Annotated in this window: 23 protein-coding genes and 1 pseudogene; 14 read left to right on the top strand and 10 right to left on the bottom strand. The window is 62.7% G+C overall.

Annotated features, from left to right (window positions below; genetic code table 11):
• The first annotated feature begins 22 nt into the window (after positions 1 to 22).
• The 7 genes and pseudogenes from CPI83_RS01080 to CPI83_RS01050 all read left to right on the top strand — a co-directional run bounded on the left by CPI83_RS01080 (position 23) and on the right by CPI83_RS01050 (position 4,314).
• Entirely contained in the window at positions 23 to 928 is a 906-nt protein-coding gene (locus tag CPI83_RS01080; protein ID WP_021333229.1) for a metal-dependent hydrolase, read from the top strand.
• Complete coding sequence (locus CPI83_RS01075) at positions 925 to 2,061, top strand: PDR/VanB family oxidoreductase (protein ID WP_069145296.1); 1,137 nt, start codon at positions 925 to 927, stop codon at positions 2,059 to 2,061. The genes CPI83_RS01080 and CPI83_RS01075 overlap by 4 nt, the downstream gene beginning before the upstream one ends.
• A 44-nt stretch (positions 2,062 to 2,105) precedes the next feature.
• On the top strand, positions 2,106 to 2,498 hold the full coding sequence (locus tag CPI83_RS01070) for a limonene-1,2-epoxide hydrolase family protein (RefSeq protein ID WP_232816828.1): 393 nt from the start codon (positions 2,106 to 2,108) through the stop codon (positions 2,496 to 2,498).
• 191 nt (positions 2,499 to 2,689) lie between these two features.
• Complete coding sequence (locus CPI83_RS01065) at positions 2,690 to 2,869, top strand: hypothetical protein (RefSeq protein ID WP_021333226.1); 180 nt, start codon at positions 2,690 to 2,692, stop codon at positions 2,867 to 2,869.
• Between the two features lie 54 nt (positions 2,870 to 2,923).
• Complete coding sequence (locus CPI83_RS01060; RefSeq protein ID WP_157920607.1) at positions 2,924 to 3,352, top strand: hypothetical protein; 429 nt, start codon at positions 2,924 to 2,926, stop codon at positions 3,350 to 3,352.
• Between the two features lie 55 nt (positions 3,353 to 3,407).
• Positions 3,408 to 3,580, top strand: a pseudogene (locus CPI83_RS31120) (hypothetical protein); the annotation flags it as partial.
• A gap of 461 nt (positions 3,581 to 4,041) precedes the next feature.
• Positions 4,042 to 4,314, top strand: a complete 273-nt coding sequence (locus CPI83_RS01050; protein ID WP_052741001.1) for a hypothetical protein — start codon at positions 4,042 to 4,044, stop codon at positions 4,312 to 4,314.
• On the opposite strand, the gene CPI83_RS01045 is transcribed toward CPI83_RS01050, so the two are convergent.
• Positions 4,302 to 4,589: a hypothetical protein gene (locus CPI83_RS01045; protein ID WP_070795421.1), complete on the bottom strand. Its 288-nt coding sequence runs from the start codon at positions 4,587 to 4,589 to the stop codon at positions 4,302 to 4,304. The genes CPI83_RS01050 and CPI83_RS01045 overlap by 13 nt on opposite strands.
• 435 nt (positions 4,590 to 5,024) lie before the next feature.
• On the opposite strand from CPI83_RS01045, the gene CPI83_RS01040 reads away from it, so the two are divergent.
• The 3 genes from CPI83_RS01040 (at position 5,025) to CPI83_RS01030 (ending at position 7,596) form a co-directional block, all read left to right on the top strand.
• Complete coding sequence (locus CPI83_RS01040) at positions 5,025 to 5,990, top strand: hypothetical protein (protein ID WP_042953383.1); 966 nt, start codon at positions 5,025 to 5,027, stop codon at positions 5,988 to 5,990.
• 631 nt (positions 5,991 to 6,621) lie between these two features.
• The gene (locus CPI83_RS01035) at positions 6,622 to 7,083 is read left to right on the top strand and encodes an Hsp20/alpha crystallin family protein (RefSeq protein ID WP_031331396.1); all 462 of its coding nucleotides are present in this window, start codon (positions 6,622 to 6,624) and stop codon (positions 7,081 to 7,083) included.
• A 162-nt stretch (positions 7,084 to 7,245) separates the two neighbouring features.
• Complete coding sequence (locus CPI83_RS01030; protein ID WP_069145292.1) at positions 7,246 to 7,596, top strand: hypothetical protein; 351 nt, start codon at positions 7,246 to 7,248, stop codon at positions 7,594 to 7,596.
• Between the two features lie 98 nt (positions 7,597 to 7,694).
• Here the strand turns inward: CPI83_RS01030 and dnaB are convergent, their stop codons facing one another.
• The 5 genes from dnaB to rpsF all read right to left on the bottom strand — a co-directional run bounded on the left by dnaB (position 7,695) and on the right by rpsF (position 11,242).
• Positions 7,695 to 9,101: a replicative DNA helicase gene (gene dnaB / locus CPI83_RS01025; RefSeq protein WP_019746049.1), complete on the bottom strand. Its 1,407-nt coding sequence runs from the start codon at positions 9,099 to 9,101 to the stop codon at positions 7,695 to 7,697.
• Between the two features lie 508 nt (positions 9,102 to 9,609).
• Positions 9,610 to 10,065, bottom strand: coding sequence for a 50S ribosomal protein L9 (gene rplI, locus CPI83_RS01020; RefSeq protein WP_003941243.1), 456 nt, complete (start codon positions 10,063 to 10,065; stop codon positions 9,610 to 9,612).
• An 18-nt stretch (positions 10,066 to 10,083) separates the two neighbouring features.
• Complete coding sequence (rpsR, locus tag CPI83_RS01015; RefSeq protein ID WP_003941245.1) at positions 10,084 to 10,326, bottom strand: 30S ribosomal protein S18; 243 nt, start codon at positions 10,324 to 10,326, stop codon at positions 10,084 to 10,086.
• Between the two features lie 39 nt (positions 10,327 to 10,365).
• A complete protein-coding gene (locus CPI83_RS01010) occupies positions 10,366 to 10,890 on the bottom strand; it encodes a single-stranded DNA-binding protein (protein ID WP_003941248.1) in 525 nt (174 codons plus the stop codon).
• A 64-nt stretch (positions 10,891 to 10,954) separates the two neighbouring features.
• A complete protein-coding gene (gene rpsF / locus CPI83_RS01005) occupies positions 10,955 to 11,242 on the bottom strand; it encodes a 30S ribosomal protein S6 (RefSeq protein WP_003941237.1) in 288 nt (95 codons plus the stop codon).
• Between the two features lie 210 nt (positions 11,243 to 11,452).
• On the opposite strand from rpsF, the gene CPI83_RS01000 reads away from it, so the two are divergent.
• The 3 genes from CPI83_RS01000 to CPI83_RS00990 are packed head-to-tail and all read left to right on the top strand — an operon-like array spanning position 11,453 to position 14,217.
• The gene (locus CPI83_RS01000; RefSeq protein ID WP_080910772.1) at positions 11,453 to 12,808 is read left to right on the top strand and encodes a hypothetical protein; all 1,356 of its coding nucleotides are present in this window, start codon (positions 11,453 to 11,455) and stop codon (positions 12,806 to 12,808) included.
• Positions 12,808 to 13,392: a GNAT family protein gene (locus CPI83_RS00995; RefSeq protein ID WP_097386651.1), complete on the top strand. Its 585-nt coding sequence runs from the start codon at positions 12,808 to 12,810 to the stop codon at positions 13,390 to 13,392. Before CPI83_RS01000 ends, CPI83_RS00995 begins: the two co-directional genes overlap by 1 nt.
• 45 nt (positions 13,393 to 13,437) lie before the next feature.
• Complete coding sequence (locus CPI83_RS00990) at positions 13,438 to 14,217, top strand: DUF4190 domain-containing protein (protein ID WP_097386650.1); 780 nt, start codon at positions 13,438 to 13,440, stop codon at positions 14,215 to 14,217.
• A gap of 6 nt (positions 14,218 to 14,223) precedes the next feature.
• Here the strand turns inward: CPI83_RS00990 and CPI83_RS00985 are convergent, their stop codons facing one another.
• Positions 14,224 to 18,066 carry a helix-turn-helix domain-containing protein gene (locus CPI83_RS00985; RefSeq protein WP_097386649.1) on the bottom strand — a complete coding sequence of 1,281 codons (3,843 nt, stop codon included), beginning with the start codon at positions 18,064 to 18,066 and terminating at the stop codon, positions 14,224 to 14,226.
• 187 nt (positions 18,067 to 18,253) lie between these two features.
• Between CPI83_RS00985 and CPI83_RS00980 the strand changes: the two genes are divergently transcribed.
• Positions 18,254 to 18,553: a LuxR C-terminal-related transcriptional regulator gene (locus CPI83_RS00980; RefSeq protein WP_020909716.1), complete on the top strand. Its 300-nt coding sequence runs from the start codon at positions 18,254 to 18,256 to the stop codon at positions 18,551 to 18,553.
• 2 nt (positions 18,554 to 18,555) lie between these two features.
• Here the strand turns inward: CPI83_RS00980 and CPI83_RS00975 are convergent, their stop codons facing one another.
• From CPI83_RS00975 to CPI83_RS00965, 3 genes are all read right to left on the bottom strand, one after another.
• Entirely contained in the window at positions 18,556 to 20,133 is a 1,578-nt protein-coding gene (locus tag CPI83_RS00975) for a glycosyltransferase 87 family protein (RefSeq protein ID WP_029256732.1), read from the bottom strand.
• Between the two features lie 39 nt (positions 20,134 to 20,172).
• A complete protein-coding gene (locus CPI83_RS00970) occupies positions 20,173 to 22,320 on the bottom strand; it encodes a transglycosylase domain-containing protein (protein WP_019746057.1) in 2,148 nt (715 codons plus the stop codon).
• Positions 22,321 to 22,897: 577 nt separating this feature from the next.
• Positions 22,898 to 23,317, bottom strand: coding sequence for a DUF5318 family protein (locus CPI83_RS00965; RefSeq protein ID WP_042448217.1), 420 nt, complete (start codon positions 23,315 to 23,317; stop codon positions 22,898 to 22,900).
• Positions 23,318 to 23,350 lie beyond the last annotated feature (33 nt).

Genomic DNA, 23,350 nt, shown 5'->3' with positions numbered 1-23,350 from the left:
TACTTATGAAAGAGGAGTGGTCATGCGAATTACGAGTGGACTGACACAGCGTCCGATCGCACCGCCCGGCCGGGTAGCGATCCGTCCGCGGCGAGTCGATTTCGACTGGGAGAAAGCGCCTTTGGTGTGGTTGCCGAACGAGCCGATCGCCTCATACCTCCTCGGCTCGATGAACCTCGTCATCCCGGAGGGCGAACGGATGATGATCCAGGCCTTCGAGCAGGCTCTCCCGGACGTGCACGACGAGAAGCTTCGCGAGGACATGCTCGGTTTCATGGGCCAAGAATTGCTGCACGCAGAGGCGCATGACGAGGTCATGAATCAGGTGTTCACACGGCACGGGATCGACCCGGCCCCGTTCAACCGCCAGATGCAGTATTTCTTCCGTAGAACTTTGGGCATCGGTGACGACTCCGATCCACAGGCCATCCGGCAGCGCCTGATCGAGCGTCTCGGGATTTGCGCGTCTTCGGAGCATATGTTCGCGTTCGTGGGCGACTGGGCGTTGAACGCGGACTTGGAGAAATTCGGCGCGGATCCGCAGATGCTTGACCTCTATCGGTGGCATGGGGCCGAAGAGGTCGAGCATCGTGCCGTGGCACACGAGGTCGCCACGTACTTCGGAGTCGGCTACTTTCGCCGCTGTATCTCCATGATCATCACGTGGCCAATCTTTTTGGGGTGGTTGCTCCGTGCTGCGATGTATCTGAGCCGCAACGACCCCAACACGCCGAACATCGGTTATCCGCGATTGCTACTGGAATTCGTCCGCGCCGGACGCCGCGGACTGGTGCCTGGTGTATCGAAATGGTTCTGGAGCGGTGTGTCGACGTTCGTGCCGGGATTTCACCCCGACAGTGTGGGGTCCACCGCCCAGGCCCTCGCCTACGTCGCGCAATCGCCAGCGGCCAAGCGGGTCAACACATGACACCCGACGCGCCCGAACTCACACAGCGGTGGCAGGCCCCCCACGAGATCCCGGTCGACCTATGCCGCGGCAAGCGCCGCGACTCGATTCTGCGCATTCTGGATGTCCTGGTCTCCACGCAGGTCAAGTTGGCGGTCTTGATTCATCGCGACGAGCCACCGGAAAACCGGATCGACGAGTACAAGACAACGCTCACGGTGTCGGAGCGCACGACGGTGGCCACCGACAACGACGTGGTCAGTCTCGAACTGCGAGCACCTGACGGCAGCGACCTCGAACGGTGGTATCCCGGGGCACACCTCGACCTGTACCTGCCCTCGGGACGGATACGTCAGTACTCGCTGTGCGGCGATCCCGCCGATCGACGCTGCTACCGGATCGCGGTACGCCGGATTCCTGATGGTGGCGGCGGATCGAACGAGGTGCACGACGAGTTGCCAGTCGGTACCGTCGTCGGCGTTCGCGGTCCACGCAACGCGTTCGGGTTCGTCGAACCCGGGCGAATCGAGCGCGCGAAGCGCGTTCACTTCGTGGCGGGTGGCATCGGCATCACACCGATACTGCCGATGGTCCGCGAGGCGGAGCGCATGGGCCTGGATTGGTCGCTGATGTACGTCGGTCGCGAGCGCCGCACACTACCGTTCCTCGAGGAATTGTCGCCGTTTGGTGATCGGGTCACCATCCGCACCGACGACGAATACGGCCTACCCGCAGCGAACGATCTTCTCCCGCCGAATGTCCGCAGCGGCGACGCGATCTACTGTTGCGGTCCGGTCCCGATGATGGACCTGATCACAGCTTGTGTGCGCAACGAGCCCGGTGTGGAAGTGCACGCCGAACGCTTCTCCGCCGCACCGGTCGTCGATGGACGACCCTTCCGCATCCAACTGGCTCGCACCGGTCAGGTCATCGATGTCGCCGCCGACCAGACCGCACTGGACGCGGTCCTGCGTGTGAACCCGAAAGCCCCCTATTCATGTCGTCAGGGCTTCTGCGGCACCTGCATGGTCCACGTCAGCGACGGCGACGTCGATCATCGTGACAATTCGTTGAGCCCAGCCGAGCGCGCCGCCGGCAAGATGCTCCTGTGCGTTTCGCGGAGCAACAGTCCCTGCCTGACGGTCACCACATGAATCCACCGATGAGAAAACACAATTCCAGACGACCGGAGTACCTGTTGAACGACGATCAACTGACATCGCGGGTGGTGGACCTGATGATCGCACTGGAGGAAATGGACGCCGATGCCGTGCGCGCACTCGTCGATCCCGACATCGAATGGCGCAACACCGGCCTGCCCAGCGTGCGTGGAAGCAAACGCGTCGAACGGGCGCTCACGATCGTCTCTCGCCTGATCACCAGGTACGAGGTCGTGGAAGTGCTCACGATGACCACCGACCACAACACCGTGTCCTCCCGGCGAAGAGAGATCATCCGCATCGGATGGTTTGCCATGCACCTCGACGTAGACGGCCACTACACATTCGCAAACGGCCTGCTTCGCATTTGGGACGACCGCTTCTCCTACCGCCGACTGCTCCGCGGATTGCGATTCGGCCCAACCACCTGAAGTAGCGACGTTTTGTGTCGCATTTTGCCGGGGAGTCCTCACCAGATGCTGAAATCTCCCCCTGCAGCTTCTCGACTGCATCCTCGGTTCAGGAGTTCGGCCGCTGGTGCGGAGAACTCTCGCCGAGTTCACGGTCGCGTATGTGACCTGCTCGTTGTGCCGTTGGACCGCAACGGGATTGGATACCGCTGATGGATGCACGACAATTGTTCGCCCTCGGCGCGCTCGGTACCGGGATGTTGTCGCTGGCCTTGCAGCTGACCGCGCTGTGTCTCGGCGCCGAGGATGTGGAGCGGTACGTCTTTGTTCGCGCCGCCAATGCCACCGCGGTCCTCAGCCTTGCTCTGCTGTCCGCCGCGTTCGTCTTCTGACCGACGGCTGGATGACTTTCCGGGCGCAACATGTTCACGAATGAAGGAGTTTCGGTGAATCCACCCATAAACCACTACCGCCGGCGATCGGTGAAATCGATCCTCCTCGGCGGTGTCGTTGCAGCACTGCTGCTCTCGGGATGCACGATCAGTTCAGCAGACCCCACTACCGAAGGCAGGCAGTCGTCGAAGATGCCCACCGACTCCGAGCAGATCACCACGGTGATCCGATCTCACCTCGATGCCCTCCGTACCGGCTCGACCGAGAGCGCTGCTGCCACCGTCTGCGCCGAGAAGCAGGTATCAACCACCACCACTAGAAAGGTCTTGCCGGCAACCACACTCGATGCAGTCGCGTACGTCACCCTCCAAGGATCGACAGCCACAGCGACCGTACGCGGACATCTGGATGACGCTCCGGAGACCTCGATCGGCAAGGTCGTGTCGTTGACCTCCACCAGTGGCCACTGGCTCATCTGCTAAGCCTGCACCGCTTCGGCAAGCACAGGATAGGAACGAGAGAATTGAGGTAGCGGTGATGGTAGGCCGTGCGACGGACGAGAACGTCTTTCAACTCCGGTTGAACGAGCTTTTCTCCGGCTCCGATCGGCGCCTGACGAACACCGCTGTGGCTAACGGCCTTCTCGCACGGGGCTACCGAATCTCGACACCGTATCTCTCACAGCTTCGACACGGCGTCCGCTCGAGCCCATCGGATGAGGTGGTGTCAGCGTTGGCCGACTACTTCGATGTCCCTCCCGGCTATTTCTTCACCATCCCCTGGTCCGGCGATCGCGCGCGCATTCACGACGAGGACGCGGAGATAGTCGCTCATCTCGCCGACCCGGAACTGAGACAGTTGCTCCGGGCCGCGAACGGACTCTCGGCGACCTCACTTGAACTGTTGTCGAATCTGGCTGCCGCACTACGTATCTCCGAAAGCCGTCGGAAGACGCCCACACGGACTCAACGTCCTACACCCGATCGACCGAAAACCGGCACCACGACCGCGGCGAATCAATCCCACCGATGTGATCTGACCCCCAAGTATACCCATAGGGTTGCCGACTATTTGCCAAATGGCGTTCACTGGCACACCCCCTCCACCTATTTTGGTTTCGAGACACCGGATTCGGCCCCTGACTAGATCCGAACGAAGAAAGGCCCTTTCGATGACACGTGCACTCAAGATCGTTGCCGCTCTGGCCATCCCAGCGGCTGCTGGAGCTGTGGCGGTTGCCGGCGCAGGATCTGCCTCGGCGTCGACTCCGGTATCGGGAGACGGTTACGTCGGAGTCATTCTCGATCACCACGAGACGGTCGTCGCGAGCCAGATCAAGGCGGGCAATCTGATCAACGCCGCATTCGGCGACGCCTGGACTGTCGGGTTTCCGCACGATTCCATCTGGCACACCGGAGCATGGACCCCGGGTCAGTCCTCATGATGCTTGTCGTCAGCACGAGTCTGGAATTCCGAGAACTGTTCGTCGAGGTTTTCGACCTTCTCGTCCGACATCTCCGTGACGTGGTCGGCGAAAGCTGTCCCGGCGACTGTGCCGCCGGTCCCGGGCACCGTGACCGTCTCTCTTGATCCAGGCTCGTATCTTTTGTCCATCTCGTCCGCGAGTTCTTTCGCCCCGTCAGCGGTGTCGGGACTTGTTTCGGATCCAGTCGTACCCTCTTGGCCGGCATCAACGTGCCCGGAACTTTCCACGTTCACTGGTATCCCACTCTCTGCATCGACACCGACCGGTCGTCGCTTCAGGCAACCTGCCGACACTCGAACGGGTTGCTCGGCAGCCCGTTTCGCCGACATATCAGTTGCGGGGTCACGACGCATTGGAGGTACCCCGTCCGCCGCACGGCGAATCCGGAATGTTGGTCCACGGTATCCAACGACCTACACGCGCGGTGGTACAGGGACTGCGAGATCCTCGCGGACGAATCAGGCCGCCCCACCATGAAATCGGCCCCGCCACCCTTGGCCCAATTACTCGTCGATGCGGTTCGACATCGGCAGCAAAGTTGCGGTGGTTACTAGGAGGTAGGTCGGGGTAGCCCGCGTATCGGCGGTGGCTCCGCGGTCCGCGGAGCACTCGTCGAGCACAAGCTGAACATCATGTAAAGCACGCACCGACGAAGGGACGACCCCGATATGAGCAACTCCGAAACCACGTCCGCCTTGATCAACCAGCTGCGCATCATCCTCGGTCTGACACATGCCGAGATCCAGGTCGCCGAAACACGCGTCGCTCAAGCCAGAACCGAAGCGGTTCGACGCGAACTCACGGAAAACGCAGAGAACGGTCGAGAAAGGGCCAGTTCCATCGAGTCCACGATTCGCGATCTGGGTGGCGTTCCGGAATCGGTCGGTCCGTTCCTCGGACGAGCGACAGCAGGCATGAAAGCGATGGTCGAACAGGCCCAGCCCTTCGACGAAGCTGTACTGGGAGACCTTGCGCTCGAACATCAACTCCTCGACCGCTCCCGCTACCTCAAGGCCCTGGCCACTGCCGGCGGCGATCAGACCGTCGCGGCGTTGGCCGACCGCCTCATCACTGCACACTCCGCGACTGTGGACTGGCTGACCACCGTCCTTGCCGAGGAGGCACTCGGGGGGCCGGCAGCTTTGCGTCGCACTCCGTTCCAAGCGGCCACCGGAGCAGCCATTCGACTGGTCAACGTTCCGGTCTCCTGGTCCACCCGCAGTCTTGACCGTGCCATCGACGCTGTTCGCACCTCACCGCCGGTATTGGGTGAGCTGATCAGCTGGGGCGCATATGCCGGTGACGTGACTGTGAAAACACTGTCGGCCAGTAGGGATGCGGCCATCGCCACGGCTGAGAAAGTCACTCGCCGAGAAGGTGCTGACGGTGCCGCGGATGTCTTCCGTTCGGTACGGAAGTCGAGTGGGTTACTCGACCCCGCTGAACTTCCCATCGAAGACTTCGACGAACTCAACGTCGCCCAGGCCGTCTCCGCGGTCAAGGAACTGACCGACGCCGCACAGGTACGAGACATCGTTGCGTACGAGGAAGCGCACAAGAACCGACATGGCGTCGTATCCGCTGCACAGGCAAGACTTGCGGCGATCGCCCAGGAAGTCGTCGGAATTAACTGACCTTTCGTATCCGCCTGAGGAGGGCGAGAGAAAACAGCCTCTGCATTGCTTCGTGTCCCGAAGAACCGAGCAGAGCCAGACCGCTCCGAACACAACTGCGAAGCACTCACGAAATCGGCGATACGCGTTCATCAAGACAGGTTCCGGGTAAAACGGGGCGGTGGCTGACCACGCTTCAAAGTCAGCCCCCGCCGCCGTTTCTGCAGTTTAGGGCTGTCAGCGCAAGCTCACCATGGAAGAACGCACCTGTCTGCTCGAAATCCACGAGACGCGGCAGTTTCAGAATCGAAACACATTGCAAGAATACGGGTTTGAAGCAATCGCCGTTGTACGCGAACCTCGAACTTGCTGGGCGCAGCGGCAGTCGTAAGCCCGCACGAACTCGACCGGCAGCTGACAGCATCTCGACACCGGCAATTCCCGTTTCGCCCCAACCATATGGGGTTGGCAACCGCCGTTGTTCCTGCTCCGATGCCGCCTTGTTCGCGACCGAGACACTCCTTAAAAAAAGTCTGGCACTCTCAGTTGCAGAGTGCTAATTCATGTGGTTATCATGTTCTCGCACAGTGAGTTCGGTCGACCGCCACAGTGGCGGGGACCTTTCGTTTCACGACATGGGAGGTGTGTTGCTGTGCTTCGTTTCGATCCTTTCACCGACATCGATGCGATCACCAAGTCCGTCCTCGCCGCGGGAACTGGCAACGGACGCAGTCCACGGTTCATGCCGATGGACCTCTACAAGGTCGAGGACCAGTACGTCCTGCACGCCGATCTTCCCGGCGTCGATCCCGGCTCGGTGGACGTTCACATCGACGGCTCGACTCTGACGTTGACCGCGCACCGCACCGCCCTCTCCGAAGAGGGTGTGAGCTGGCTGGCGAGTGAGCGTTTCGCTGGAACATACAGACGACAACTGTCCATCAGCGACGACATCGACGCCGAACAGATCGTCGCCTCGTACGACAACGGTGTGTTGACGGTGACCTTGCCGATCGCGGAGAAGGCGAAACCGCGGCGGATCGAGGTCTCCTCCGGACCGCCCTCACGTACCGAAACCATCGAAGCGACAACGCAGGTCCAGGTCGAAGCCTGATCCTGCTGGCCCGGACAAGCGTTCCACGGTGGGGTGAGTTTCGAAGACACGCGATGCGTGCTCGGGGCTCACCCCACCGCTCTTTCGATCCCCTCTGCGCCCGTATGGCCGATCGGCCCATCCACCACACGAAAGAATCAGCACGAGAACCCTTTAGCCGTCATGACTGCATCAACCTTCCCCCCGCACGAGCAATCCGACAACACAGGCAACACCGAATCCCGCCCGCACACCTCGCCCGATTGGTGGGATCACCACCGCCCGATCAACAGCGACGAATACAGCGACATGGCGTTGATGCTCGGTGCCCTCTCGATCCTGACGTTCTGGATGTTCGGCCTCGGCATCCTCCTCGGTGCCGCCGCCATCGGAACCGCACTGGCTGCTCGCCGACCCGACACCCCCGGACACGATCCGGGGGACAGCAGCGCCGGTATCGTCGGAATCCTCACCGGCATTGCCGGTGTCGCCTTCGGCATCGTCTTCCTCACCGCAGCACTACCCCACCTGTAGAAAAACCGAATTTTGCACTAGTGGAATCGAATTGGTGCTTGTAGCAGGATCTCACAAGATCTGAAATCCGTCCCACCTTCAGGCGATGGCGGCAGCCACTATCCCCGGGCCATGTCCACAAACTTGGACAGGTGAAGCTGGTGCGCCACAGTGATTGTCGCGGTTGGGCCGTTACGGTGCTTACCCAGAATCAGGTCGGCTTCACCGCCACGGGGATCGTCTCGCTCGGTCGCGTCGGGGCGGTACAGCAGAATCACCATGTCGGCGTCCTGCTCGAGCGATCCGGACTCACGAAGGTCGGCGACCTGCGGACGCTTGTCGGTTCGCTGTTCGGGACCACGGTTGAGCTGACAGATCGCGACAACCGGAACTTCGAGCTCCTTCGCCAAAAGCTTTAGGCTACGGGAGAATTCGGAGACTTCCTGCTGACGGGACTCGACCTTTTTACCTGAGCTCATCAGCTGGAGGTAGTCGATCACGATCAGGCGAATGTCGTGTTTCTGCTTGAGCCGCCGCGCTTTTGCGCGAATTTCCATCATAGTGAGGTTGGGGGAGTCGTCGATGAATAGCGGCGCCTCACTGATCTCACTCATGCGACGCGCGAGCTTGGTCCAGTCGTCGTCGGTCATCTTTCCGGAGCGCATGTCGCCGAGCTTGATCTTTGCCTCTGCGGACAGCAGACGCATGACGATCTCGGTTTTGCTCATTTCCAACGAGAACATGACGCTGGCCATGCCGTGGGTAATGGAGCACGAACGCAAAAAATCCATTCCAAGCGTCGATTTGCCCACACCAGGACGGGCCGCGACGATAATCATCTGACCAGCGTGAAGGCCGTTGGTGATCTCGTCGAGATCCTTGAATCCGGTGGGCACACCGAGGGAAATTCCGCCGCGGCTGGCGATGGAGTCGATCTCGTCCATCGTGGGCTGGAGGAGCTCGGTGAGGGGTACGAAGTCCTCGGTGGTTCGACGCTCGGTGACCTCGAAGATCTCGGCCTGCGCGCGGTCGACAACCTCGGCCACGTCCTGGCCCTCGGTGCCGGCGTAGCCGTACTGGACGATGCGAGTACCGGCGTCGACCAGACGACGCAGCACGGACTTCTCGGCCACGATCTCGGCATAGAAGGCGGCGTTGGCGGCTGTGGGCACTGTCTGGGTCAGCGTCACCAGGTAGGCAGCACCACCGATACGGCGGAGCTCACCTCGACGGTCGAGTTCGGCGGAGACCGTCACCGGGTCGGCGGGCTCGCCACGGCTGTAGAGGTCCAGGATCACGTCGTAGACGGACTGGTGGGCGGGCCGGTAGAAGTCACCCGGACGCAGTACCTCAAGGACGTCAGCGATGGCGTCCTTGCTCAGCAGCATGCCGCCGAGCACCGACTGCTCGGCAGTCATGTCCTGAGGTGGCTGGCGTCCGAACTCCTGGTCGGGCTCGGCCTCGGGAGGGCCCGGGTAGTCCGGCCCTGAGAAGTCGGAAGGTCCTCGATCATCTACAACAGCCACAAGCGAGACCTTCCCGTAAAACACTCGACGACACTGCCAGAAACCGCAGCGCCCTCATCATTTGTACCTGCCCCCACCGACATCCCCTAGCCGCATTCGGCCGGGCTGTAGATAGACGCCGAGATGACGTTAGGGACTAGTAGGTCCGCATACAAACCGGACTGTGGATAAACCTGTGGATGCTTTGTGGAAACTCCCGCCCCACGGTGTGCACCGCCTGTGGAGCATTTGGGGACTACTTTGCATAGTAACTACATAAGACCAGGTAGATGGCTATCCACAATTTCACAGGCCTGTTGATGAAAATAGTTTTTCCACAGTCGGCGCGTCGGCGTGTCGGGCGTGTTGCCTCGCCCGATTCGTCACTGATCACCAAGTCGAACATCACAGTGTGAGAGTTATCCCCAGGTCCGATTCGGGACGCTGTCAGGCGGCACACCGCAGCCCGAAACAAAACGTCGGGCCCCACACACCGAAGTGTGCGGGGCCCGACGAGACGAACAGTCGACTATGCGCCGACGACGTTCAGGTTGAACTTGGCAACCACATCGGGGTGCAGGTTCACGACCACGGCGTGCTTGCCCGTGTTCTTGATGTGAGCCTTCGGCAACACGATGGAGCGCTTGTCGACAATCGGTCCACCGGCAGCCTTGATCGCAGCAGCGACGTCAGCGACGGTAACCGAACCGAAGAGCTTGCCCGAGCCACCGGCGGTCTTGACCGTCAGCGTTACGGACTCGAGGCCCTCGATAGCTGCCTTGAGCTCCTTGGCGTGATCCAGGCCGCGCACAGCGCGCGCTTCCTGTGCACGACGGATGCCCTCGACCTGCTTCTCGGCGCCACGGGTGGCGACGATTGCCAGTCCGCGGGGGAGCAGGTAGTTACGGCCGTAGCCGTCCTTGACCTCCACGGTGTCGCCAGGCGCACCGAGGTTGTCCACGTCAGCGGTGAGGATGAGCTTCATGTTCTTTCCTCCCTTTCCTTAGCGAGCCACGGTGGCGTAAGGCAGCAGTGCTACCTCACGTGAGTTCTTGACGGCAATGGCAACGTCGCGCTGGTGCTGGACGCAATTGCCGGTGACACGGCGAGCACGGATCTTTCCGCGATCGCTGACGTACTTACGAAGCAACGTCGTGTCCTTGTAGTTGATCTGCGTGTTCTTCTCTTTGCAGAAGGTGCAGACCTTCTTCTTCATAACCTTGTCGCGCAAGGGCGGCTTCGGCATGTCTTTGCTCTTTTCTGGATGTTCCTGATCAGGTACGGATCAGAAGGGCGGTTCGTCGCTGCCCGCACCACCGAAGGAGCCCGAAGCCTGAGGCGCACTGCCCCAAGGATCGTCTCCACCCGAAGGTGCAGCGCTCGGACGTCCGCCACCCGATCCGCCGGAGGAACCGCCGAAGTTGCCGCCTCCACCGCCGCCACCACGGTTGGCCTTGTTGACCTTTGCCGTGGCGTACTTCAGTGAAGGACCGATTTCATCGACTTCGAGCTCGACGACAGTTCGCTTTTCGCCCTCGCGAGTTTCGTACGAACGCTGCTTGAGCCGGCCGCTCACGATTACTCGTGAACCACGGGTCAAGCTCTCCGCGACGTTCTCGGCTGCTTCGCGCCAGATGTTGCAACGCATGAACAGCGCATCGCCGTCTTTCCATTCATTGGAATTACGGTCGAAGGTGCGGGGCGTGGAAGCAACCGTGAAGTTTGCAACCGCGGCACCCGCCGGGGTGAAACGAAGTTCAGGATCAGCCGTCAGGTTTCCGATGACGGTGATGATGGTGTCGCCAGCCATGTGGTTCCTCCTGCATTGATGTAAGACCGTTGGGCGCGAGAGTAGAGCTCGCTACCGACAGTAATTACTTGTTGTGGCGCAGAACCTTCGTGCGCAGAACCGACTCGTTCAGACCGAGCTGACGATCGAGCTCAGCGACGGTGGCGGGAGTGGCGTTGATGTCGATCACCGCGTAGATACCTTCAGCATGCTTCAGGATCTCGTAGGCGAGACGACGCTTACCCCAGACATCGACCTTGTCGATCGTGCCGCCGTGCTGGCGCACAACATTGAGGAACGTATCCAGTGAAGGAGCGACAGTGCGCTCGTCCAGGCTGGGGTCAAGGATGACCATCAATTCGTAATGACGCATAAGACCTCATCACCTCCTGTGGACTAAGTGAAAACGGCCACGGACTATCCGTGGCAGGAGGGTCGTTGCGTCAGCAACCCTCGTAGGTTACACGAGGGGCCTTGACCAGGGAAATCGTCCCTCCCCTCCGGGAAGACCGCCAGGTCGATGCGCGACGCGTGGCGCAGACGCATCACCCCGCGAGCCACTGCGCCCCCTAGGGTGAGAATCATGCGAACAGACCGCAAGACCCCGGCGTCGATCCTGGCGTTGGTCGTCGGATTGTGCGGGCTGACGATGGCGCTGGGCTATTTCAACAAGGCCAGATGCGGCGGTGCACCGTTCGCGCCCGACGGCCGAAGCCTGAACTTCGACGTCAACAAGAACATCGACGTCTGCTACTCCGATATCCAGTTGCTCTGGCTCGGACGAGGTATCGATCAGCATCTGTTCCCCTTTGTCACCGGAGGGATAACGCCCGAAGGATTCCTGACCGGCGGAACCGTCGAATACCCGGTGCTCAGCGGAATTCTGATGTGGCTGGGCGGTATCGGCTCACACACCGACACCGATTTCCTTCTGCACTCGGCACTGATCCTGGCTCCTTTCGGACTGCTCACGGCGTGGATGCTCGGCAAGATGAGCGGCGCGTACGCGCTCGTGTGGTCGGCGACTCCGCCCCTGGTTCTGTACGCATTCCACAACTGGGAGCTCCCGGTGGTGGCCACCAGCGTCGGCGCGATCTTCCTGATGACGTTCGAGCGGATTCCACTGCGAACTCGCGCGGTTCTGGCGGCCGTCATCCTGGCGATCGGTTTCTGTTTGAAGCTGTACCCGGGAATGTTCGTGCTGCCGCTCATGGCCTATGTGCTCCTACGCGGCACCGAAGGCAAGCGCTACGACGTTCGTGGGGCGCTGATGACGGCGGGCGCGGCGATCGTCACCGTCGTCCTCGTCAACCTGCCGTTCGCCCTCATTTCCTACGAAGGCTGGCGCGCGTCGTTCAGCTTCCAGGAGAAGCGAAGCGCCGACATCACCACCAACTCGGTGTGGTTCTGGGGGTTGCGCCCGTTCTACGGTTTCGGAGTTCGCGAACTCAACGCCGACTACGACGCACTGGTGAGCATCCTGTCTCCGGTCATGATCCTGGTCTCGTTCGCGCTCGCGATGTATCTGGGTTGGCGACGATACGTCCGCGACGGCTACTTTCCGTGGATTGCAGTCAGTGCCGCGATGTTGTGCGGATTCGTGTTGCTGCACAAGGTCAATTCACCGCAGTACACACTGTGGATCCTGCCGTTCCTCGTACTGTTCAAGATCCGGTGGTTCTGGATCGTCGCCTATCTGATCGCCGACGCGGCGTTGGGTATCGGCATCTTCCGGTACTTCTACCAACTGGACATGAATCTCGATCCGAGCAAGTACGAAGCCGTCGTCCAGGCGAGTGTGTGGGGCCACGTCGTCCTGCTCGCCGTGTTCTTCTTCTTGTTCCTGCGAGTCCCACTGCGGTATCCGCTTGCCGGTGGGACCGATCAGATTGCGAACTCCGACAACAACCTTCCGACTCACTCACGGGAGCACGCCTGATGACTGCATCATGGTTCGAATCACCGACGCTGACCGGTGATCGTGTCCGACTCGAACCCCTGGGCTTCGCGCACACCGACGCTCTGCTCGCGGCGGCCGACGACGCGGCGATCTTTCGTTGGACCGCAGCGCCCATCGCCGATCGGGAACAGGCACAGAGGTACATCTCTGCAGCCCTCGACGACCCGAATCGGATCGCCTTCGCGCAGGTGAACATCGCGACGAACGCCGTGGTCGGCACTACGTCCATGTACCAGATCGACCCGGTAAACCGCAGTCTTGCAATCGGATACACGTGGTTGTCGCGATCTGTTCAGGGAACCGGGATCAATCCCGAATCGAAGCTGCTCCTGCTTCGCCACGCCTTCGACCAGCTCGAGGCCGTACGCGTCGAGTGGCACACGGACGAGTTCAACGAACAGTCCAGGGCAGCGATCGCAAAGCTCGGCGCTCAGTTCGAGGGCCTGCTGCGCAAGCACCGACGCCGCGTCGACGGCAGTTGGCGTACAACAGCGCTGTTCGCGATGACCGACGAAGACTGGCCGACCATCGCACCTCAGCTCGAGACACGTACCCGAAACTAGCGATCACCTGCACTCTTCGGCCAAGTCCATGCCAAGATTCACCTCATGAGCGATCAGGGTGGGTACGGGTACCAGGGCAATCAGAATTTGCAACCGGCTCCGTACGGGCAGCCCGATCCGTACGGCAGGCGCCCGACGAACACACTCGCGGTGCTCGCCCTCGTCTTCGCGTTCCTCATCGCGCCGTTGGGGATCGTCTTCGGGCACATCGCTCGCGGCCAGATCAAACGGACCGGCGAAGAAGGCGACGGACTCGCCCTTGCCGGACTGATCATCGGCTACATCTTCACCGCACTCGGCATCCTGGCCGTGATCGTGTGGATCGCGTTCTTCGGGCTGCTCGCCGCCGCTTTCGGCAACGCCGCCAATGACGCGAGTTCGCGGAGTTTCACCTACACGACGCCGTACTCGTACTCCACGACCACGACTCGGGCACCGAGTGCACCCACCACAGCGCCGAAAACGACGACGCCACCACGCGTCACAACCTCGATCGGTCCGGCGCCGACCGTCTCTGGCACCGACCGTCAGGGTTTCATCTCCGGCGGCCCCAGTTGCAACTCCACCAATCCTGCCGTCGCCATCGCCGTCACGACCGGATCACGAATCGTCATCTGCGAAACGGGAGTCGGCCGCTACTACTACAAGGGTCAACGGCTGAGCGACGGCGCCACCATCGAACTCGACGATCCGACGCCCACCGGCAACGGATTCACCGTCACCAACAAGGACGTGACGTACCAGCTCACCTCCGCCGGACTGGTGATCACCGGCAGCGGAGGCGAGCTGGGTCGGGAACCGGCGCTCGAGTTCTGGATGAACTGACCCACGTCAGCCGGCGCACGGATCCTGATAGGGAACACCGGGCAGGTAACGCTCCCATTCGGCTTCCGTGATGGGAGATCCTGCGGTGCGGCACAATCGATCAACGACGCTGTCGGGGTCGATTCCCCACAAGCGAACGGTCTTGTCCGACCCGCTGCCCGCGATCATGTCACTCTCGCCGGCGAACTGAGCGTCGTTGACGCGACCCGGGTAGGCGGACAGCGTCGCAAATCGTGTTGACCGCGAGGGGGTCTCGATATCCCAGAGCCAGACGGTTCCGTCGCCGACACCGGCAGCGAGCCGATCACCGGCGCGGTTGAACGAGATCGAATAGATTGCGCCCTCGGGACCGAGAAGACGAGCGAGCTCCTCGGGTGCCGACGGTGTGCGTACGTCCCACACGGCGACCCTGTGATCCGCACTTCCGGCGGCCAACAACGTCCCGTCGGCGCTGAAAGACACTGCTAGTGCGTAACTTTCGAATCCACCCACCGTCGCCGCCACCCGGGGCGACGCTGGGTTCGACACATCCCACAGATCCACTTCGTTCTTGGCGTTCGCGATCGCCAGGATGTCGGCGCCCGGTTGAAATGCCATCATCTGCGGGTAAGAGCCGACATCGGTCGACGACAGCAGCTTCGGTTCCGATGGATCGGAAACGTCGACCAACGCAATGCTGTTGTCGTCCTGCGAGGACACCGCCAGCAGATCTCCGGCGGGATTCAACGCGACGACCGCCACGATGCCCTTCACGTACACCGCGGGTTCGCTGTAGATCCGTGGCGACGCCGGATCACTCAGGTCCCAAAGATATGCACCGCCGCCGCCGGTGCCGCTCACAGCCAGGTTCCCGTCTGCCGACACCGCCGACGCACCGCTGAAAGAGTCGTCCCCTTGCGGTTTCAACTCCGGCATCACCGCGGGGCGATCGAGATCCTCGGTGTTCCACGCCAACATCGCGCCACCCCTGGCCCCGACGCCGGCCACCAGACGCGAGCCGTCCGCGGCAAAGGGACTGGTGAAAATCGTGTCCCGAGGTCCCGCCCAGACCGGACCCGGTAGAGCCCACACGCGAGTCACACCGTTGAGTCCTCCGGTGACCAGGTTGCGGCCGTCGTCGCTGTAGTCGACGGTGGTCACCGCCCCACTGTCCGGAAGTGTTTCGATCAACGCCCCGGTTCGTGGGTCCCACACGCGCACGGAGTTGTCGGAACTTCCTGCGGCAAGACGTGTTCCGTCTTTGCCGTAGTTGAGTTCGTTGACGTAGCTGGAAAATCCCGTCAGTGCCGGCAGGGGAGTGGGGCGCGCCGGATCGCTCATGTCCCACCGAACCACCTCCCTGCCAGTGGTTCCCGCCGCAAGCTCGCGTCCGTCCGGACTGAAGGCGACACCGAGGTAGTGGACGGTGGTGCCGTTCGGCTCGGTCGCGAAGATCGGCGCCGATTCCTCACCCCACTTCGCGACGTCCCACACACGAAGTGTCGATTGACGCCCGCCTGCCACGAGGAAACGTCCGTCAGGACTGAACGTCGAGGTGACGATGCCGTCAGCTGGGTGCGGAAGAGCAGGCAAAGCAACGGCATTCGCGGAAACGTCGATGTTCCATCGCAGGACGTCGGGCGTCGAGGTACCGGCGACCAGCTTGGTTCCGTCTGGACTGAACTCCATGTCCTGCACTACGCGTTCACCGTCGACGGGAAGAGTTCCACGGACCGGATTCTCGGGATCCGACACGTCCCACAGCGCAGCGCCGCCGGCGCCACCGGTCGCAAGCAGCCGTCCGTCCGGGCTGTAGGCGACGGCAAAGAGCGCCGTGCCCTCCGAGACTCCGAGGAACTCCGCCTGCGGAACAGCTGAGGCCACACCGTCCACCATCGGATAAAGTCTGACCTTCCCATCCGAACCACCCACCGCCACAACAGTTCCGGCTGGGTTTATCCGGGCCTTCATCGCGCCGGGCGGTCCGATGATGCGAGTAGCCGAATGAACGCCCGACGCATCCAGCAATGCCGAGCGGGCTTCGGTTGTTTCGTTGACCGCAAATGCCGCCAGAGCAAGCTGCGACGCCAGCGACGGATCCCGCTCGCGCATCCTGATCGACTCGGTGGCCACCTGACGCGACATCGCCTCGTCTCGCGCGGTATCTGCTTGGACACGTTGACGATTGGCTCCGATACCGGCGACGGTCGCAACCACCGCCAACACCAGAGCGATCACCGACGCAGCTGCCAACGCAGTCACGAGCCGTCGCAGAACGCGTGTACGTCGGCGATCGGCAAATTCCTGCTGATCACGATGCTCGATGCTCGCAGCGAGGTACTCCCGCTCGGTGGCGTTGAGGTCGGCGGCGCGGGTCCGACTCGGTTCCAGTGGGAGACCGAGTTCACCCGAGTTCAGCCATTCTTCCGTCAGGTGAAGACGTGCGGGTCCGAGCAGCGCGCCGGGGTCGCGTCCACTGTCTTCCCACACCTGCGCCGCGTAGGTGAACCGGCGATGCACCGCCAGGCCGGCGCGGTCCGAGTCGATCCAATCGCGAAGCCGACTCCACGCTGACAGTAAGACCTCGTGCGAAACCTCGACCGTCTCTTCGTCGACGGTGAGAAGGCGCCGTAAGGCGAACCGGTCGATGACGGTGTTCACGTCGTCGACGTCGTCACCGAGGAAGCGTTCGGTGCGCGGTGCACGCCGACGCGTCTGCGTCACTTCGTCGACGTTGACCAATCGGAGGAAGATCCTGCGCGCCAACTGCTGCTGCCGCTCTGTGAGCTCGCCGTACACTTCCTCCGCGCTTTGCTGGACGGCTCCGGCAATCCCGTCGGTGGCGTAGTAATCCGAGACGGTCAGAGTTTTACGCGTCGACCGTTGCCAGGTCCCCAACAGTGCGTGTGACAGCAAGGGCAAAGCTCCGGGGTCGCTCGCCGTACGCGAGCCGCGTGGTGTCAGCTCGGAGACCAGAACCTGAACCAATTCGCTCTGCACGGTCATCCCGGCCTTGACCGCCGGCTCGACGATCACCTCGCGCAATTGTTCGTCGGTCAGTGGCCCGACCACCATCGGCGAATCGTCGAGCAGCGGCACCAAAAGCGGTTCCTCCGCCGCGAGACCGTAGAAGTCGGCGCGCATTCCGATGACGGCGATGGTGTTCTCACCGAGTTCCGCGAGAGTCCGCAGTATTTCCTCGCGCCGATCACCGTCGCACTGCGTCCACAGTTCCTCGAACTGGTCGAGGATCAAGACGGTTGGTTCGTCGGAAATCGACGACGGAATTCCTCCCGTACCCGGCTGCAGGATTTCCACCCGCCAGCCGTCGAACCGTGAATCGCCCTCGGCAACCTTGGGGGCGAGTCCGGCCCGCAGCAACGACGACTTACCCGATCCGGAAGCACCGATCACCATGAACTGACTGCGGCCGACACCTCGTATCGCCGACGCCACCCGTTGGGCCAAGTTGGCAGTGAGTTCGTCTCGACCGAAGAACCACTCGGCGTCCTCTTGTCGGAAAGATTCGAGACCTCGATACGGAACGGTGGCGTCGCCGCGTCGTCTGGCCGTCAGCTGCCTCACTCGTTGCACCGCACCGATCCAGCGCTGCCGCTCATCCTCGGAGTCGACACCGCAGGCCTCGAGGAGCGCAAAAAACATCGGGGTACTCGCCGGCGTCGGCAGGTGTTGGCCGGCGAACCATCCGCTGACGGTTCCGTGCAAACCACCCGAACGCTCGACGGCTTCGCGGACCGTCAGTCCGGCTGCCTTCCGCAACGCCGTGAGCGCCTCAGCAAACTGTCCACGCGACTCGATCTGGCCCGGATCGACCTGATTGCGCCTACCGGCTTCCGCCTTCGAGTTCATAGCGAGGCACTCTATCGGAGCAGGTAGGAGATTTGTCCGTTGTATGGACTCTGTATCGAGAGAGTTGCGTCCGTTCCACTGAGACGCCTAGATCGAAATACTCGTTCTCAGTCGCGCCCCATCTCAGCAGCCCTTCTGCAAATACGGCAGTCGACGCCCATTCCCTCCGTCGAAAGGCGCTGCGCGCATGTCTTCAATCGGCTTTTCTCCGAAGATCGAGGCAAACGTGTCCCGAGTCGGCAACCCCAAGCACGGCAAGCACAAGCCGAAGCTGAGCGTCCGCGAGATCGAAGTACTTCTCGCCTGGCTTCGTTCGGATTCCAAGTCCGAGGTCGCCGAGACACTCGGCCTACGCGTCTGCACCGTCAACACACACATCACTCGGGTACGCACGAAGTACAGCGACGTCGGGCGGCCGGCTCCCACGAAGGCAGCGTTGTTCGCCCGCGCGGTCCAGGACGGGTACACCACCCTCGACGAGTGGTGACCTCAGACCGCGACGGTTTCCGGTTCCTTCGCCTTGGACGGCTTCAACCAACCGGGTAGCCAGGCAGGTTGTTTGTCCGGAGCCTGATCGAGAACACCGCCCGCCGGATCGTCGATGAACCCGTACCGCACGAGATCCTCCGACGGCCGGTAGATCTGACGGAGCACCAGCGCGCACAGAACGAGTACCGCGATGTCCCGGATCACGACGGTTCCGGTGAACCACTGCTCGGGCAGCCCCTTGTTGGACACCCCGAGGTAATACATCATTCGAGGAACCCAGACCAGGGCGTCGATGGTCATCCACGCGAGCAGGAGTCTGCGGTGCGGCAAGGCCAACACGGCCAGCGGCACCAGCCACAGAGAATACTGCGGGCTCCACACCTTGTTGGTGAGCAAGAAGCCCGCCACCAACAGGAAGCACAACTGCGCAACGCGCGGACGACGCTGCGCCGTCAGGGCGACGTATCCGACACCGATGCAGACGGCCACGAACAAAAGCAGAGAGACGGCGTTGAGATTCGACGGTGACTCGCCCTGTGCGAGAGGACCGTCGAGGCCCTTCCACGACGTGAACGACGCGATCACGTTGTAGAGGGAATCTGGATCGGCCCCGCGCTCGGAGTTGAGCCGGAAGAACTCGTACCAACCATGCGGGTACAGCGCGGCGATGGGCAGGTTCACCGCAAGCCATGCCGCGACGGCACTGAGTGCGGTCACCAGCCAGTCCCTCGTCTTGCCCGCGCGCAGACACAGGACGAAAAGCGGTCCGAGTAGGAGCAGCGGGTAGAGCTTCGCGGCGCCGCCCAGGCCGAGCAGGATTCCCGCGAGCACTGGCCGCTTGCGTGCCCACGCCAACAACCCGCCAGCCGCGAACGCCGTCGCCAGAGGATCGAAGTTCGTGAACACGTGCACGATCACCAACGGGGAACACGCGATGAGCGCGCCGTCCCACACTCGTCGTCCGGCCAGCAGGGTGCTCGCCCACACGGTGACCAGCCACGCCAACGCCAACCCGAACGCCACGACGTTGAAATAGAGCGCCACCTGAATCGCGCCCGGCAGCCAGGTGATCGAATCCCACGCCTTGGCGACCTTCATCGCGCCGTACTGATAGAGCCCCGAGATGACCGGATACTCCATGTACCGCATCTGGATCGAACCGTCGCCGCGTACTTCTTCCCACGACGTCTTGTACGGGAATGCTCCCTGATCGAGGCGTTCGGCTCCGTACAGCGGAACGGTGTCGGAGTAACACATCGCCACGTACTGACGGCTGCCACTCCAGTCGAGGCCGACCTGCCCGCTCTCGCCGACCGGCGCCTGCTGAATACAGCCGGCCTTCGCGAACCAGCCGAAAGCCAAAAACACCACGGCGAGCAGAAGGATCACTCGCATCGGGGTGAAGAAGCGAGTGCGTCCGATCAGTGCGTGACGACCTACCGGACCGCCGACGGTTCCCGACAGCGCAGACACCATCGCGTCGTTGCGACTGGGAACGTCCCGCCAATCCGCCGAACGAAGATCTTCGGCCAGCGGAGCGGGGGAGGTCGGTTCGGCATCATCAGCATTCGCGGCCACTCCGCGAGGTTACCGTCTTTCGAACCGACCACCCTCCAACTACTGGCCGGGGCTCACACCTGCCGGTTCTTCCTCGGTGGTCTCGCCTGCCCCTGGTACCTGCGGCGTGGTTGTCGTCGGCCGGGAGATCCCCGGAATCGGGATGGTGATGCCCGGCAGAACCTCGACCTGCGTCGTCGTCACCACGGGCGGCGGAGTGGTTTCCGTCGTCGTCGGTGCGGTGGTCGGCGGCGCCGACGTCTTGGGCGGTGCAGGTGCCGTGTACTCCGGAACACCACCGGCTTGGCCGTTGATCTTGCCCGGCGTCGGGAACTTCTCGTTGTCGGTGCCATCGAGGGCGCCGTCCATCGTGTCCTTCCAAATGTCCGAAGGCAGACCCGAGCCGTAGATCATCGCGCCACCGGAATTGGTGATCGCTTCACCGTCGGGAGTTCCGACCCAGACCGCGGTCGAGAGTGACGGCGTGTAGCCGACCATCCATGCGTCCTTGTTGGCTCCGGTGTCACCGAGCTGCGCAGTACCTGTCTTCGACGCCGACAGACGTCCGCCGGCCAGGTTGTGACCGCGCGAGTACGCCGCGATCGGCTGCATCGCAGCCGTCACGTTGTCCGCCACGGCAGCGTCGATGCGGTCCTCACCAGCGGGTGCGCCGCGGTCCAGCAGCACGGTGCCGTCGGCGGCAACGACCTTCTGGACGAAGTGCGGTGCGTGATACGTGCCGGATGCGGCGAGCGTCGCGTACGACGACGCCATGTCGAGCACGCGGGCCTGGTACTGGCCGAGCACGATGCCGTTGTTGGGACCGGAACCGTCAGCCTCGGTGAGCGACGGGCCGACGCCCGGGATGTCCTTCGGGATGCCCGCTTGGTGTGCGATGTCCGCGATTGCCTGCGGGCCGTTGCCGTCGAGGCTGAGCATCTGGCGGTAGAAGCTGGTGTTCAGCGAACGCTTGAGCGCCTCTGCGATGGTGCAGGTGCCGCAGCTTTCACCTTCGACGTTGCCGATGGAGATGCCGTTGACGGTCAGCGGCGAGCTGTCGTACATCTGCGAGAGCGGGATTCCCTGATCCAGGGCAGCCGCGAGGCCGAACACCTTGAACGAGGAACCGGTCTGAAGTCCGGCATTCGCGAAGTCGTATCCCGCGCCGTCCTCACCGCCGTAGTACGCCTTGACGGCTCCGGTCTTCGGGTCGACCGATACAACGGCGGTGCGCAGGTTCTCCGGCTCACCCTCCATGTTGGAACGGGCTGCCTCGACCGCTGCGGCCTGAGCCTGCGGGTCGATGGTCGTGGTGATCTGCAAGCCCTCGGTGTTGAGCAACTGCTCGCTGATTCCGGCGTCGCCGATCTCCTTGAGCACCTGACGCTTGATCAGGCCTTCGGGTCCGGTCGAGCCTTGGCTGCTGTTGTCGACCTGGGCGAGCGGGATGTAGGCGGGGTACTGCATCGGCGTGCGCGCGGCCTGATCCAGCGTGCCGGCGGACACCATGCCGTCGAGCACGTAATCCCAACGGGACTTCGCGCCGGTCGGGTTGGTCTCGGGATCGAGGAGCGACGGAAGCTGAATCGACGATGCCAGGACGGCGCCTTCTTCGATGGTCAGCTGGTCGACGGGCTTGCCGAAGTAAGCCTTGGATGCTGCGCCGATGCCGTATGCGCCGCGACCGAAGTAAATGGTGTTCAGATACGCGGCGAGGATGTCGTCCTTGGACCACTCGTTGGCCATCTTCGAGGAGATGACGAGCTCTTTCATCTTTCGCGTCAGCGAACGCTCCGAGCCGACGAGCGCCTTCTTCACGTACTGCTGCGTGATGGTCGAGCCACCACCGGCACTGTCGCGACCGAGGACGTTGTCTCGGGCTGCGCGTGCGAAACCGGAGATCGAGAAGCCCGGGTTCGAGTAGAAATCGCGGTCCTCTGCGGCCAGAACGGCGTTCCGAACGTGAAGCGGTACCTGATCGAGCGAAACCTCGACGCGGTTGCCGTCCGGCGGGACGACGGTACTGATCACCGTGGTGCCGTCGGCGGCGAAGACCGTCGCCACCTGATTGGTCTTGAGGTCACCTGGCTTGGGGACGTCCTGCACGATGTACGCCGCCATGAAGGCAAGGACGGGCAGAACAAGACCGAGCGCCACCAAGACGTAGGCCGAGCGGCGAACTGTGCGCCACTTGGACTTCTTCTTCACGGTGCTCTTTCTTCCCTTCGGGGGTTGTCCGTCGTTGCCACCGCCACCGGAGCCACCTGTCGGCGGCTTCGTCGGCGGAGGTCCGACCGGCGGGCGGGTGCCCGCGTTGGTACGGGTGGTCGCTGCTGCTGCCGCGACGCGCTGGGTCGGTTCGTTTGCCTGAGCGCCTGCGGCGCGATCCCGAGGCGGCGGGCCGGCAGGTCGGCCTTGCGGCGGACGACCCTGAGGAGGGGGACCGGCGGGGCGGCCCTGAGGAGGCGGGCCCGAAGGTCGGGCTTGCGGCGGACGACCCTGCGGCGGGGGTCCCATCGGACGGCCTTGCTGCGGACGACCCTGAGGGGGCGGAACCATCGGAGGGCGTCCCTGCGGAGGCGGACCCTGCGGTGGTGGACCCATCGGACGTCCCTGCGGCGGACGACCCTGAGGAGGTCCGGCGGGACGGTTGGGACCGACGGGACGCCCACCCGGGTTGTTGCCTCCCGGGTTGTTGTTGCTGGGGGAACTCACGAATCAAATCTCCAGTGGTCACGGACCGATCACGTGCAGACTTCGATCGGGCCCTTCTTCGGGTGTGGCGTTACTCGCTGGCGGTGCGCCGGCTTGGTGGGCGTGCTCGCCGCGGTCGCGGCGGCGCAGGTACTGCGCCGAGCACATAGGACTGCACCAAGTGGTTCCAACTGCAGGTACGGCACACCTCTACAACGTGCACCGTGAACTCCTCTGCTGTTTCCGCAAGCCGAGCGAGCTCGTCCGAGGTTCGGGCCGATCCCGAAACCTGACCGAGCTTGTCGCCGAACACCCAGGACACGAGCGTCAACTGTTCCTTGCGGCAAATGGGGCAGACGACGTCGCTGCCCCGGCCGTGGAACTTCGCGGCTCTGAGTAGGTACGGATCGGCGTCACACACTTGCTTGACGTCGGTCCTACCCGCAGACACTTCGGCCAGCACAGACCGACGCGCGAGCGCGTAGTCCACAACTTGCCGCTGTATCCGCACCTGACCAGCGTACGTGCGTCCGTGCCGCCACGG

The organism is Rhodococcus sp. H-CA8f (assembly GCF_002501585.1).
GTDB classification, from domain to species: domain Bacteria; phylum Actinomycetota; class Actinomycetes; order Mycobacteriales; family Mycobacteriaceae; genus Rhodococcus_F; species Rhodococcus_F erythropolis.
This window is presented reverse-complemented; position numbering and strand designations above follow the sequence as displayed.

Bases quoted from the DNA above. Each gene is read 5' to 3' on its own strand.
- CPI83_RS01050 (WP_052741001.1), top strand. From the start codon at position 4,042: ATGACACGTGCACTCAAGATCGTTGCCGCTCTGGCCATCCCAGCGGCT.
- CPI83_RS01010 (WP_003941248.1), bottom strand. From the start codon at position 10,890: ATGGCTGGCGACACCATCATCACCGTCATCGGAAACCTGACGGCTGAT.
- CPI83_RS01065 (WP_021333226.1), top strand. From the start codon at position 2,690: ATGGATGCACGACAATTGTTCGCCCTCGGCGCGCTCGGTACCGGGATG.
- CPI83_RS00980 (WP_020909716.1), top strand. From the start codon at position 18,254: ATGTCTTCAATCGGCTTTTCTCCGAAGATCGAGGCAAACGTGTCCCGA.
- CPI83_RS00985 (WP_097386649.1), bottom strand. From the start codon at position 18,066: ATGAACTCGAAGGCGGAAGCCGGTAGGCGCAATCAGGTCGATCCGGGC.
- CPI83_RS01030 (WP_069145292.1), top strand. From the start codon at position 7,246: ATGACTGCATCAACCTTCCCCCCGCACGAGCAATCCGACAACACAGGC.
- CPI83_RS00995 (WP_097386651.1), top strand. From the start codon at position 12,808: ATGACTGCATCATGGTTCGAATCACCGACGCTGACCGGTGATCGTGTC.
- CPI83_RS01080 (WP_021333229.1), top strand. From the start codon at position 23: ATGCGAATTACGAGTGGACTGACACAGCGTCCGATCGCACCGCCCGGC.
- CPI83_RS00990 (WP_097386650.1), top strand. From the start codon at position 13,438: ATGAGCGATCAGGGTGGGTACGGGTACCAGGGCAATCAGAATTTGCAA.
- CPI83_RS01075 (WP_069145296.1), top strand. From the start codon at position 925: ATGACACCCGACGCGCCCGAACTCACACAGCGGTGGCAGGCCCCCCAC.
- CPI83_RS01000 (WP_080910772.1), top strand. From the start codon at position 11,453: ATGCGAACAGACCGCAAGACCCCGGCGTCGATCCTGGCGTTGGTCGTC.
- rpsR (WP_003941245.1), bottom strand. From the start codon at position 10,326: ATGCCGAAGCCGCCCTTGCGCGACAAGGTTATGAAGAAGAAGGTCTGC.
- rplI (WP_003941243.1), bottom strand. From the start codon at position 10,065: ATGAAGCTCATCCTCACCGCTGACGTGGACAACCTCGGTGCGCCTGGC.
- rpsF (WP_003941237.1), bottom strand. From the start codon at position 11,242: ATGCGTCATTACGAATTGATGGTCATCCTTGACCCCAGCCTGGACGAG.
- CPI83_RS01040 (WP_042953383.1), top strand. From the start codon at position 5,025: ATGAGCAACTCCGAAACCACGTCCGCCTTGATCAACCAGCTGCGCATC.